At 38.9% G+C, this 12561-nt stretch carries 14 protein-coding genes; 4 read left to right on the top strand and 10 right to left on the bottom strand.

Annotated features, from left to right (window positions below):
• Positions 1–141 precede the first annotated feature (141 nt).
• From LACDD01_RS08330 to typA, 8 genes are all read right to left on the bottom strand, one after another.
• A complete protein-coding gene (locus LACDD01_RS08330; protein ID WP_019292237.1) occupies positions 142–1002 on the bottom strand; it encodes a CvfB family protein in 861 nt (286 codons plus the stop codon).
• A gap of 112 nt (positions 1003–1114) precedes the next feature.
• On the bottom strand, positions 1115–1672 hold the full coding sequence (frr, locus tag LACDD01_RS08325) for a ribosome recycling factor (protein ID WP_017368646.1): 558 nt from the start codon (positions 1670–1672) through the stop codon (positions 1115–1117).
• A 28-nt stretch (positions 1673–1700) separates the two neighbouring features.
• On the bottom strand, positions 1701–2417 hold the full coding sequence (pyrH, locus tag LACDD01_RS08320) for a UMP kinase (protein ID WP_019292238.1): 717 nt from the start codon (positions 2415–2417) through the stop codon (positions 1701–1703).
• A gap of 90 nt (positions 2418–2507) precedes the next feature.
• Positions 2508–3701 (bottom strand): acetate kinase, encoded by a 1194-nt coding sequence (locus LACDD01_RS08315; protein WP_019294231.1) that lies wholly within the window; start codon positions 3699–3701, stop codon positions 2508–2510.
• A gap of 118 nt (positions 3702–3819) precedes the next feature.
• Positions 3820–5013, bottom strand: a complete 1194-nt coding sequence (locus LACDD01_RS08310) for an acetate kinase (RefSeq protein WP_061414327.1) — start codon at positions 5011–5013, stop codon at positions 3820–3822.
• Between the two features lie 84 nt (positions 5014–5097).
• Positions 5098–6033 carry a class I SAM-dependent methyltransferase gene (locus tag LACDD01_RS08305; RefSeq protein WP_061414323.1) on the bottom strand — a complete coding sequence of 312 codons (936 nt, stop codon included), beginning with the start codon at positions 6031–6033 and terminating at the stop codon, positions 5098–5100.
• 45 nt (positions 6034–6078) lie between these two features.
• Positions 6079–6309, bottom strand: coding sequence for a DUF3165 family protein (locus LACDD01_RS08300; protein WP_019292242.1), 231 nt, complete (start codon positions 6307–6309; stop codon positions 6079–6081).
• 74 nt (positions 6310–6383) lie between these two features.
• Positions 6384–8225, bottom strand: a complete 1842-nt coding sequence (gene typA, locus LACDD01_RS08295; protein ID WP_019335381.1) for a translational GTPase TypA — start codon at positions 8223–8225, stop codon at positions 6384–6386.
• A 320-nt stretch (positions 8226–8545) separates the two neighbouring features.
• Here typA and LACDD01_RS08290 point away from each other — a divergent pair, with 320 nt between their 5' ends.
• From LACDD01_RS08290 to LACDD01_RS08280, 3 genes are read left to right on the top strand one after another with little or no spacing between them, the layout of a single operon-like run.
• Positions 8546–8758: a YqgQ family protein gene (locus LACDD01_RS08290; RefSeq protein WP_003133311.1), complete on the top strand. Its 213-nt coding sequence runs from the start codon at positions 8546–8548 to the stop codon at positions 8756–8758.
• A complete protein-coding gene (locus tag LACDD01_RS08285; RefSeq protein ID WP_061414320.1) occupies positions 8751–9716 on the top strand; it encodes an ROK family glucokinase in 966 nt (321 codons plus the stop codon). The genes LACDD01_RS08290 and LACDD01_RS08285 overlap by 8 nt, the downstream gene beginning before the upstream one ends.
• A 19-nt stretch (positions 9717–9735) precedes the next feature.
• Positions 9736–10116 carry a rhodanese-like domain-containing protein gene (locus LACDD01_RS08280; RefSeq protein WP_019292245.1) on the top strand — a complete coding sequence of 127 codons (381 nt, stop codon included), beginning with the start codon at positions 9736–9738 and terminating at the stop codon, positions 10114–10116.
• Between the two features lie 38 nt (positions 10117–10154).
• On the opposite strand, the gene LACDD01_RS08275 is transcribed toward LACDD01_RS08280, so the two are convergent.
• The gene (locus LACDD01_RS08275) at positions 10155–10601 is read right to left on the bottom strand and encodes a Dps family protein (RefSeq protein WP_003133306.1); all 447 of its coding nucleotides are present in this window, start codon (positions 10599–10601) and stop codon (positions 10155–10157) included.
• 110 nt (positions 10602–10711) lie between these two features.
• Here LACDD01_RS08275 and LACDD01_RS08270 point away from each other — a divergent pair, with 110 nt between their 5' ends.
• Complete coding sequence (locus tag LACDD01_RS08270) at positions 10712–11332, top strand: A24 family peptidase (RefSeq protein ID WP_231863412.1); 621 nt, start codon at positions 10712–10714, stop codon at positions 11330–11332.
• Here the strand turns inward: LACDD01_RS08270 and dinB are convergent.
• Complete coding sequence (gene dinB, locus LACDD01_RS08265) at positions 11315–12412, bottom strand: DNA polymerase IV (protein WP_019292247.1); 1098 nt, start codon at positions 12410–12412, stop codon at positions 11315–11317. The genes LACDD01_RS08270 and dinB overlap by 18 nt on opposite strands.
• Positions 12413–12561: the final 149 nt, after the last annotated feature.

Here is a 12561-nt window from a genome sequence, read left to right as displayed (position 1 = left end):
TTAGTTGAAGATATTATAACAAAAGTCCTTCTCTCATGCACTTATTTTTTTCTTTAAATTCCAAACGGCGTTTATTTATGGGAAAAATAAGCTTTAAAGTTCAAAAAAAAGCTGGATGAATCCAACTTTTTAGTGTTTTTATCAAATGAGCTCTGTACCTTCTGGACTTTGTTTAATTTTTTTATTCTTCATCAAACCGCCAAGCGCTTTTTTAAATTGTCCTTTAGATATACCAAATGTCGCTTTGATATCATCTGGCGCTGACTTATCATTAAAAGGCATTTTTCCACCCATACTCTCAAGATATGCGAGAATCATCTGTGCATCAGCATCCAACATTTCATAAGCACGTGGTCTCGCACTAAGGTTTAAACTACGGTCTTGATCACGGAAGCCAATGACACGTACCTGAAGCTCTTGCCCGATACGGAGTGTGCCAAAAGCTTCGTTAGGATGGATGAAACCAAGCATATTATTATCTGGAAGATAGACGAAAGAGCCCGTTTCTTTGTTACGGTAAACAATCCCGCGTAAGTCTTGGTTTTGCATATTGTCATAGGCCGGTCCTGACATTTCCCAGAAATCTTGGTGCCAAGCTAATTTACCCCAAAGACGATCTTTCGCATCAACGACGATTTTAACAAAGAGCTTATCCCCTTTTTTAGGCCATTGATCTTTATCTTCTGGTAGCGGAAGATCATCAAGCGAAACCACGATATCTTTCCCAGCTAAACCAATATCAACGAAAGCGCCCAAGTCACGACGAACATCGGTCACTGTGCCCCAGCCGAATTTTTCACGTGTTGCTGTTGGTTCTTGCGTTGTCATGCACATTTTGTCAGATTTATCCACATAGGCAAAACCTGTGACGATATCGCCTACCTGGTGTTCGCCTTCTGATTTTGCAAGACGTATGATATTATCATCTTTCTGCAAAAAGTAAAATTGATCATTCTCAGCTGTAATAATCGCTGAAAATGTTGTTGCTAATAAATTATTCATTCTGTTTCCTTAAAAACGGCTCCGCAGAGCCGTTTATTTCTGATTGTTTTTTTTTTTGCTCTCTCTCGATTATATAGAATAAAATCTTTTACAATCAAATGACGATACAAACTTAAACATCCAAAAGTTCTTTTTCTTTTTCAGCAGCCATTTTATCTGCTTCTTTAACAGCATTATCTGTTATAGTTTGAATGTCTTTTTCAAGTACTTTCAAATCATCTTCTGTGATTTCTTTTGCTTTTTCTTGTTTTTTCGCTGTATCGATAGCATCACGACGGATGTTACGGATTGCAACTTTAGCACCTTCGATGTATTTACCCATCTCTTTAACTAACTCTTTACGACGTTCTTCTGTCAACATTGGGATAACCAAGCGAATAACTGAACCATCATTTGCTGGTGTAATTCCAATATCACTAGCATTCAAGGCATGCTCAATATCTTTCAAAATTGTTTTATCAAATGGTGTAATCATCAAAACACGCGCTTCTGGAATTGTGATTGATGCCATTTGATTTAGTGGTGTTGGTGCGCCATAGTACTCCACAGAGATGCGGTCGAGCAAGCTCGCATTGGCACGACCTGCACGGATGTGACCAAGGTCACGTTGCAAGCTGTTCAATGAGCTATTCATACGTTCTTTTGCATTATCAATAATTTCGTTTGCCATGATTTTTCCTTTTTATTTTATTATAAATTTATTCTACAGTTGTTCCGATTTCTTCACCTTGAACAACACGTTTAATATTTCCAGATTCATTCATATTGAAGACAACAAGTGGAATGTGGTTGTCCATTGACATTGTTGAAGCCGTTGAGTCCATAACGTGAAGACCTTTTGTGATAACGTCCATGTGTGTAAGGTTGTCAAATTTAACTGCTGTTTCGTCAAGTTTTGGATCTGCATTATAGACACCATCGACACCATTTTTAGCCATTAAAATAACATCCGCATTAATTTCTGCTGCACGAAGTGCTGATGTTGTATCTGTGGAGAAGTATGGCGAACCTGTTCCACCTGCGAAAATAACGACACGACCTTTTTCAAGGTGTCGTTCAGCGCGACGACGGATATAAGGCTCTGCAACAGCTTTCATTTCGATAGCTGTTTGAACACGAGTAGGTACGCCAAGTGCTTCAAGTGTATCTTGAAGAGCTAAGCCGTTCATGATCGTAGCTAGCATGCCCATATAATCTGCTTGGGCACGTTCCATACCGATCTTTTCACCGGTCACGCCGCGCCAGATATTTCCACCGCCACAAACAATGGCGATTTCTGCACCAAGAGCGTATACTTCTTTGAGCTCTTCAGCAACTTTTTTCACTGTTTCAGGATCAATTCCAAAACCCTTTTCTCCAGCTAAAGCTTCGCCAGAAAGTTTCAAAAGTACGCGTTTATATTTAATATCAGCCATAGTTACCTATCTCTTCTCTATTCTTTTTTATCCCTACTATTTTACCATAAAATTTAGCTGAAAAAAAGACCATATGGTCTTTTAACAAGATTATTTATTTTTTGCAGCTTCAACATCACGCGCAATAACCAATTCTTCGTCTGTTGGTATAACCAAAACTTTAACACGTGATTCTGGAGTAGAAATGATGCCATTCGCCCCGCGGACATTCTTTTCTGGGTCAATTTCCATACCAAACCAGGACAAGCCTGCTACAATATCACGACGAGCATCAGTATCGTTTTCCCCAATACCTGCTGTAAAGATAAGTGCATCTGCTCCATTGAGGACCCCGAAGTACTGTGCGATAAATTTCTTCAAACGGTCAATAAACATTTCATAAGCTAGGATAGCTTTTTCATTGCCAGCGTTACGTGCTTCCTCTAGGTCACGCATATCACTTGAAAACTCTGATACACCAAGTAAGCCAGATTTTTTATTGAGCACATCAATAACATCTTGCGCTGAGCGTAGGCTAGGATCACTTTCAAGCATATAAGAAATCACCGAAGGGTCCATTTCTCCTGAACGTGTGCCCATCATAACACCCGCTAGTGGTGTGAAGCCCATTGAAGTATCAACAGACTTTCCGCCTTCAATAGCAGTAATCGAAGCACCATTACCAATGTGAGCGGTGATAAGTTTTAAGTCTTCTAGTGGTTTCCCTAAAACTTTTGCTGCTTCACGTGACACATACATGTGTGAAGTTCCATGCGCTCCATATTTACGAATAGCATAATCCGTATAGTATTTTGTTGGAATGGGATAACGGAAGGCTTTTTCTGGCAATGTCGTGTGAAAAGCTGTGTCAAAGACAGCTACAGCAAGTGCATCTGGAAGTAATCGTTTAAAAGCCTCAATCCCTAGCACATTTGCTGGGTTGTGGAGAGGGGCTAAAGTTGAAAGGTTTTTTATCTCTTCTAAAACTTCAGGAGTAATTACAGTAGACGTATTGAAAAATTCTCCACCCGCAACAACACGGTGACCAATAGCTGTAATCTCACGGAAACTACTAATGAGTTTAAAATGTATCAACTCGTCCATCAAAAGCAAGACTGCTTGACGATGGTCAACAATATCCTGCTCTCTTTTATGCACTTGATCATCAAACTTCGTTGTTGAAATAGAATCTTTCAAACCAATACGTTCAAAAATACCTTTAGCAATAACTTTTTCTTCTGGCATATCATAAAGTTGCCATTTTAGTGATGATGATCCAGCGTTAACAGCGAGTGTTTTTTCCATATTTTAAAAATCCCTTCAATATGTAAGTGTTTTCTTTTTGTCTTACTAGTATAACATAACTTTAAAAAATATCTTAAAAGAAATATTAAAAAAACGGCATTTTACACGCCGTTTTATTTTATTTCGCTTTTGCCGCTTCAACATCGCGTGCAATTACAAGCTCCTCATCAGTTGGAATAACAAAGACTTTAACGCGTGATTCTGGTGTTGACATTTCTCCTTCAAATCCAAAAACATTCTTAGAGAAGTCAACATCAATACCAAACCATGACAAACCTTTTAAGACACCTTCACGTACTGGAGCTGAGTTTTCCCCTACACCTGCTGTAAATACAATCGCATCGGCACCGTTCAAAACAGCCAAGTATTGACCAATGAATTTTTGAATACGATCAACATACATTTCGAATGCTAAGGCTGCATCTGTATCCCCAGCATCACGAGCAGTAATAATTTCACGCATATCAGAAGACAAACCAGAAACACCAAATAGTCCTGACTCTTTATTCATCATGTTGACAACGTCTTGAGCATCCTTGAGTGAATCGTCGTTAGCAATAAGATAAGGGAAAACAGAAGGATCCATATCGCCTGTACGTGTTCCCATCATAATGCCTGCTAAGGGTGTAAAGCCCATTGAAGTGTCGATGGACTTGCCACCTTTTACAGCAGTGATTGAGCCCCCATTACCGATATGAGCAGTAATGATTTTTGTATCCTTAATATCTTTGCCTAACATTTTTGCAGCTTCTTGTGCCACAAACATGTGTGAAGTTCCGTGTGCTCCATATTTACGCACTGCATTTTCAGTGTAATATTTTTTAGGCAATGGGTAACGGAAAGCTTTTTCAGGCATTGTTGTGTGGAAAGCTGTGTCAAAAACAGCTACCGCTGTTGCTTCAGGCAACAACTCCAAGAAAGCCTTTATACCAGCCGCATTTGCTGGATTATGTAGTGGAGCAAGTGGTGAAAGTTCTTCAATTTGTTTTAGTACTTCTTGATTGATCAAAGTAGATTTTTTAAACAACTCTCCACCAGCGACAACACGGTGACCTACTCCTGTAATCTCTGTAAATTCTTCAACAATATGGAAACGTTTCAAGTCTTCAAGTAAAATGTGAACGGCTTGTGTATGATCTACAATATCCAACACACGTTCTTCTTTTTGATCATTAAATTTTACGGTTGTGACTGAATCTTTCAAGCCAATACGTTCGATCAAACCTTTTGCAAGAACTTTTTCTTCTGGCATTTCATACATTTGCCATTTCATTGATGATGAACCAGCATTAACCGCAAGAGTTTTTGTCATTTTATCTATCCTTCTTCTTTCAAATTTCTCTTAAATTATATCACAAAACCAATTTGAAGGCAGTGACTGGCCAAGAGTTTTTGGTCAAATCTTAACATTTTTCACAAACTCAGACATAAATTCTTGCAAAATAGAACGGTCTGCTAAATCAGACAAGGGGTAAACAAAAGTCGGTGTATTTGTCTGGTTTTTACTTAATAAATAAATTGATTTCCCTGCACCTTTAAAGAGTGATGAAGGTAATGTAATAACTGCAGCAACATGCGCATGCTCTTTAATCCAAGCCTTCAAAAACTCAGACTGTGCACTTGTCAAAAGATTATCTGGAGCTAAGAAGAGCGCAAAACCATTCTCTTTCAGATATTTGAAGGATTGCTCAATCATTAAATGGTGCACATAGGTATGTTCTGATTTGTCATGCACTTGAAAATGGCTGGCTGTTTCATCGTCTGGATAATAACCAACTGGGAGATCACTCATCACAACATCCACAGGTTCCAAGGGCTGTGGTTTAACGGCATCGATTTGGAGAAAACTTGCTTCTGTTCCCATGACTTCTGACATTGAAGCGGACAAATCCAACAAGAGGTCATCTACTTCAAAACCAACATAGTCTACTTCTTTTTGCATGTGAACCAAAAGCGTTTCCGCCAAATTCCCCGTTCCTGAGCCAAATTCTAGTAAACGAATCTTTCTTTCTTTGTGTAACTCCTCAATGATGAAATTAAAGATGAAACCAATAGAATCCGGAGTTAAATTATGATTTGCCTGCATTGGTGCGACACGTGACCCCTGAAGCAAAACAAACTGAAACAGCTTTTGCCATTCACTTTTCGTGAGGTTCATTGAACGAACCTTATCATTATTTTCCTTCGTCAGTGACGCAAATTCTAAAGCGCCTAAGTAAGCTGCATTTTGTTCCACAAAAGCATCATAAAAATCCGTCAAGAGCTCTGCTTGAATTGCCATAATATTCTCAAGAACTAATCCAAAGGCTTTTTCGATTTTCTCTATATCCATGTAACCTCCAAAAAATAGTCTGCCCGAGACAAACTATTTCTTATTTTATAATTTTTCAATTTCCACAAGAGCCTTAACAGCGAGGGCTAAGAGTGCAATCACCATTGCAATTTCATATAAAGCAGCACGGTGACTGACCGCTTGACCGATGGCTACAGCCACGATGAGGACAGACACAGATGCAAAAACAAAGATATCTGCACTTCTTCTCACATCCTTCGGCATTAAAAAGATATAGCCCAAGGCAAATAAAACTAAAAGTATCAGATAAAACATGCTTTTCTCCTTATTTTTGGCTTCTTAGTCTTTCCTCAAATTCCTCTGCTGTTTCAAGCGCCATATGCAAACTATTATTCAGCAGTTTTTTTCTTTTTCGTTGCTTTTTCACGCATTGCTTTGTCAAGAATTTGTTTACGCAAGCGGATTGATTCTGGTGTTACTTCCATGTATTCGTCATCACCCAAGAATTCTAATGATTCTTCAAGAGACAAGATTTTAGAAGCGTTAAGGACTGAAGTTGAGTCTTTATTAGATGAACGAACGTTTGTTTGTTGTTTAGCTTTTGTAACGTTAACTGTCAAGTCATTATCACGTGAGTGCTCACCGATAATCATACCTGCATAAACTTCTGTACCCGCTTCAACAAAGAGAACACCACGCTCTTGTACGTATCCCATAGCATATGATGTTACAGAACCTTGGTCCATAGAGATCAAAGCACCACGGCTACGTCCACCGATTGTTCCTTTAACCATTGGCATATATTGGTCAAATGTGTGGTTCATGATACCATATCCACGTGTCATTGACATAAATTCTGTTGTGAAACCAATCAAACCACGTGCTGGAACCAAGAAGACTAGACGTGCTTGACCATTACCTGTGATTTCCATGTCCAACATGTCACCCTTACGTTCTGAAAGGGCTTGGATAATTGAGCCTTGGTATTCTTCAGGTGTATCAATACGTACACGTTCGAATGGTTCACATTCTACACCGTCAATTTCTTTAACGATAACTTCTGGACGTGAAACTTGAAGTTCATAGCCTTCACGACGCATTGTTTCGATAAGGATAGACAAGTGCAATTCTCCACGACCTGAAACGATCCATTTGTCTGGTGAATCAGTATTTTCAACACGAAGTGATACGTCTGTTTGAAGTTCTGCTTGCAAACGTTCTTCAACTTTACGTGCAGTTACCCATTTACCTTCGCGGCCTGCGAATGGTGAGTTATTTACAAGGAAAGTCATTTGAAGTGTTGGTTCGTCAATGTGGAGAACTGGCAATGGTTCAATGGCATCTGTAGGTGTAACAGTTTCACCTACGAAGATATCATCCATACCAGAAACAGCAATCAAGTCTCCTGCTTTTGCTTCAGTGATTTCTTGACGGTCAAGGCCAAAGAAACCAAAAAGTTTTGTTACACGGAAGTTTTTAGTTGAACCATCAAGTTTAGACAGTGTTACATTGTCCCCAACTTTAATTGTGCCACGGAAAACACGTCCGATACCAATACGACCCACGAAATCATTGTAGTCCAAGAGAGAAACTTGGAATTGCAAAGGTTCATCAGAGTTATCGATAGGAGCCGGGATGTGTTCGATGATTGTATTAAAGATTGGATCCATTGTTGCTTCTTGATCTGCGGGATCATCGCTCAATGAAGATGATCCATTAATAGCTGAAGCATAAACAACTGGGAAGTCCAATTGATCATCGTCGGCACCAAGTTCGATGAAAAGTTCCAACACTTCATCTACAACTTCTTGTGGACGTGCTGATGGTTTATCAATCTTGTTCACGACAACGATTGGTGTCAAGTTTTGATCCAAAGCTTTTTTCAACACGAAACGTGTTTGAGGCATTGTACCTTCATAAGCATCTACGACAAGAACAACACCATCGACCATTTTCATGATACGTTCTACTTCACCACCGAAGTCCGCGTGTCCTGGTGTGTCCAAGATGTTGATGCGTGTGTCGCCATATTCTACAGCTGTATTTTTAGCAAGGATTGTGATCCCGCGTTCTTGTTCAAGGGCGTTAGAGTCCATTGCGCGTTCAGCAAGGTTTGTACGGGCATCAAGCGTTTGTGATTGTTTAAGCAACTCATCAACCAAAGTTGTTTTACCGTGGTCGACGTGGGCAATAATCGCAACGTTTCTGATGTTTTCGCGTAATTTAGTCAATTTATTTCTACCTATTCTTTCGAAAAATTCATACGGAAATCGCGTCTCCGTAGCTTGAACGCTAGCTTTTATGGTGCGCCCAAACAATATATCAGATTTATTATAGCACACTTTTTGTCAAAGGCGAAAATGCACGCGTTTACAAGTTTTCTAAGGGATAAAATTAACAAATTTGACTCACTTCCTACTATGAAAATTAGTTTATATTTTTGAAATAGTCCAAACAAGTTAACAGTTGGTTAAGAAAAAGAACGACTAAAAAGTCACTTAAAAACTTATCAACACTTGAAAACCGCTTACAGTTAGGGTAAAATAGAACAATGAAAACACTTTATGATGTACAGGAATTGTTAAAAAAATACGGTTTTATTAATTTCATGACCAATCGCTTAGATGCGATTTATTTTATGCAACAGGAACTTACAAATATGGTTGAACAGGGGATTTTTGAGAAAAGTGATAAAGAATACCTCACTGCTCAACTTATTTTACGTCGTGAAGAAAGAATTGAGAAGGAAAAACTAAATGGCTAACAAAATTATTGGTATTGACCTCGGCGGAACTTCTATCAAGTTCGGTATTTTGACACTTGAAGGTGAAGTTCAAGATAAATGGGCTATCCCGACAAATATTCTCAGTGACGGAAAACATATTGTCCCTGATATTATTGAGTCTATCAATCACCGTTTAAATCTTTACAACTTGGATAAGTCTGACTTTATTGGTATTGGAATGGGCACGCCTGGTACAGTAGATATTGAAGCTGCTACTGTCCGAGGTGCATTTAACCTTAACTGGGCCGATATTCAAGAAGTTGGTGCGCCTATTAGCGAAGGTGTCGGTCTACCATTCATTCTTGACAATGATGCAAATGTTGCAGCTTTAGGCGAGCGTTGGGTCGGAGCTGGTGAAAATCAGCCAGATGTTGTCTTTATCACTTTAGGAACTGGAGTTGGTGGCGGTATTGTTGCTGCTGGAAATCTTATCCACGGTGTTGTTGGCGCTGCCGGTGAAATCGGACATATCGTAGTAGAACCACATGATGGTTTTGCTTGTACTTGTGGAAACCATGGTTGCTTAGAAACAGTCACTTCTGCTACTGGCGTCGTACGTCTTGCAAGAAAATTCGCTGAAGAATACGAAGGAAGCAGCCAAATTAAAGCAAGTATCGACAATGGTGACGAAGTAACTTCAAAAGACATCTTTATTGCAGCAGAAGCAGGTGATGCCTTTGCACTTAGCGTTGTGGATAAATTTGCTTATTACCTTGGTTTTGCTTGTGCTAACCTTGGAAGTACCCTGAATCCTGCTGCTATTGTCATCGGTGGTGGCGTTTCTGCTGCTGGAGAGTTTCTTCGTTCTAAAGTTGAAACTTATTTCCAAAAATATTCGTTCTCAACAGTACGTGATTCTACAAAAATTAAACTTGCTGAGCTCGGAAATGATGCTGGTATCATCGGTGCCGCAAGCCTTGCTTTAAAATTCAAATAATAATCTTAGGAGAACTTAAATGATCTGGATCATTGACTTTATACTTTTAGCCCTCATTGTTGTCTTCTTTCTCTATCCACGTTGGACACTCAAACGTAACGCCAAAGTTGTTGAAGCACCTGAATTTGAACGTTTGATGGCTACTTCGCAACTTATCGATGTACGCGAAGCAGCAGATTTCCGAGTAAAACACATCCTTGGTGCTCGTAATTTACCTGCTTCTCAAATAGAACAAAGTTTGAACGCAATCAACAAAAAGAAACCTGTGTTACTTTATGAAAATGGTAAACCAACAGCTTCAGTCAAAGTTGCTAAACAACTCAAAAAAGCTGGCGTACCAGAAGTTTATATTCTTAAAACTGGCTTGAACAACTGGCCTGGAAAAATTAAAAACGGATAATAAAAAAGGACCTTACCGCGTGTGTAAGGTCTTTTTTATTATCCAAGTTCTGCTTCGAGCATCCAGATTGTTTTTTCAACATCTCCGAGTGCAACCGTATAAAGGTCAACAGTAACTGCATCATTTTCAGACTCAGCAATATCCATGCCTTCTTGGAAAAGTTTAGCCAAGTATTTGTAAGTATCCAAGACACCGTGCAAACGTTCAGACATTGATTTATCCCAAGTTGCTGGTTGAAGTTCAATTTTTGACTTCTCATCAAACTCTTTAAGCGTTGAAACTGGTGAACCACCAATCGTAATTAAACGTTCAGCAAATTCATCTAAATGCTCGTTAAGTCCATCCATGAACTCATCCATTTTAGGATGCAAAGTCAAGAAACCAGAACCACGCATATACCAGTGTGTTTGATGAACAAGTGCTGCTGCTTGAGATAAATCTGCAACTGTTTGATTCAAAACTTCTTGTGTTTTTTCCTTAGACATAGAAACCTCCAATTTTTTATTTCTATTACAATTATATAAAAAAAGAGGTCAATTATAAAATATTCTGCTTAAGATTGTGAGTTTTTTATCTTTTTATCGTGTTAATAAATATGCTTATATTTTACTTCATTATCGGGACCATCTTTGGCTCTTTCCTCGGTCTAGTAAGTGAGCGCTGGGATACAGAAGCCTCAATTATTTTTGGGCGTTCACAATGTAGTTCTTGCCAAAAAGTCCTCAAATGGTGGCAACTCCTTCCTTTAATCTCTCAATTCATCTTTAAAAGTAGGTGCGCCTTTTGTGGAGAAAAATTTTCTTACAGTTATTTTATCTTAGAATTTCTTACCGGAATTCTCTTTGGTGCACTTTGGTTTGATTTAGACTTACTCCACTTTTTAACCCTCTTCATAAGCTTACTTTTGAGCAAATTTGATATTGATACTTACTCTTATCCTTTAAATATTGGTTTAGGCTTTACTGCTTGTTTTTTTATTTTCTTTCCTATCAGTCCCATAAGCTATTTCTGGCTCGGTCTTGCTTGTGTTTCTTTTTTTATCAATATTGGGATTGGTGCTGGCGACTTCCTCTGGCTTTTCTTGGTATCTTTTTCTGTATCTTTAGAAGAAATCCTCCTACTTATCCAACTGGCTTGTATGTTTGGCCTATGTTTTTTACTCATTAAAAAAGGAAAAAACTCCCCTTTATTCCTTTTCTCAGTTTTGCATATCTAATCGTAATTCTTCTGCCCCAAATCCCGTAAGGGTCACTCCAAGAAGGCGGACTCCTATTGTTTCATCATAATCAATCTCTTCCAGTAAATCCTGAGCCACATGTGCAAGTGTAATTGCTTCATTTATCTTCTCTGAAAGTTTTTTGCGTTTCGTAATTGTCTTAAAATCAGAGTAACGTAACTTGAGTACAACTGTATCACCCAGAAGTTGATGGCGTTTCACATTAGTAGAGACGCGTTCGGAGAGGTTAGCGAGTTCCTGCTTGATATCTTCACTATTATAGAGGAGTTTGCTATAAGTTCTTTCTTTACCTACTGACTTTCTTTGACGACTTGTCACAACTGGAGCATGATGAATACCATTGGCTTTCAAAAAAAGATTCCAGCCATAAACCCCAAAGCGTTCAGCCAAGAGTAATGGGTCAGCTGCTTGAATTTCCGCGCCGGTAAAAATTCCCAGCTCATGCAGCTTTGCTCCAGTAGCCTTACCCACACCGTGAAATTTTTCCACTGGCAGTTCTGCTAGAAAATCTTTTGCTGCCTCGGGCAGGATGACAGTCAAACCATGGGGCTTTTCATAATCCGAAGCAATTTTTGCTAAAAATTTATTATAGGAAACCCCCGCTGAGCAAGTCAAACCAAGCTCAATAAAAATATCATGCTGTATAAGTTTCGCCACTTTGATTGCACTTGTTGATCCGATCTTATTTCGCGTAACATCCAGATAAGCTTCATCAATGGATGCCGCTTCTACTTCATCAGTATAACGATTAAAAATTTCCCGCACTTGTTCTGATATGGCACGATACTTTTCATAATTTCCACTGATAAAAACAGCTTGTGGACAGAGTTCATAAGCTTCTTTTGCACTCATAGCCGAGTGGATTCCAAAGGCTCTAGCTTCATAGGAACACGTTGAAACAACGCCACGTCCTCCTGTTTCCAGTGGATTCCGTGCGATAACTACCGGCTTACCCTTTAATTCTGGATTGTCCCGTATTTCTACTGAAGCGAAAAAGGCATCCATATCAATATGGATGATTTTTCGTGACGTATCATTGACCAGTGGAAATGTTAACATACTTTTATTATATCATAGAGCTGATAAGCGGTATATGTTTACAGATTGGGGTATATAATTTAATGGCGCTAGTTTTTGGGGGATAATGATTGTTACTTTTAAATCATTTATCTTCTACTTTAACAAATAAAAAAACTTCCTGTTAAGGG

This window comes from Lactococcus sp. DD01 (assembly GCF_001578715.1).
Lineage (GTDB): Bacteria > Bacillota > Bacilli > Lactobacillales > Streptococcaceae > Lactococcus > Lactococcus petauri.
The sequence above is the reverse complement of the archived record's forward strand: the minus strand, read 5'-3'. Positions and strand labels throughout refer to the sequence as shown.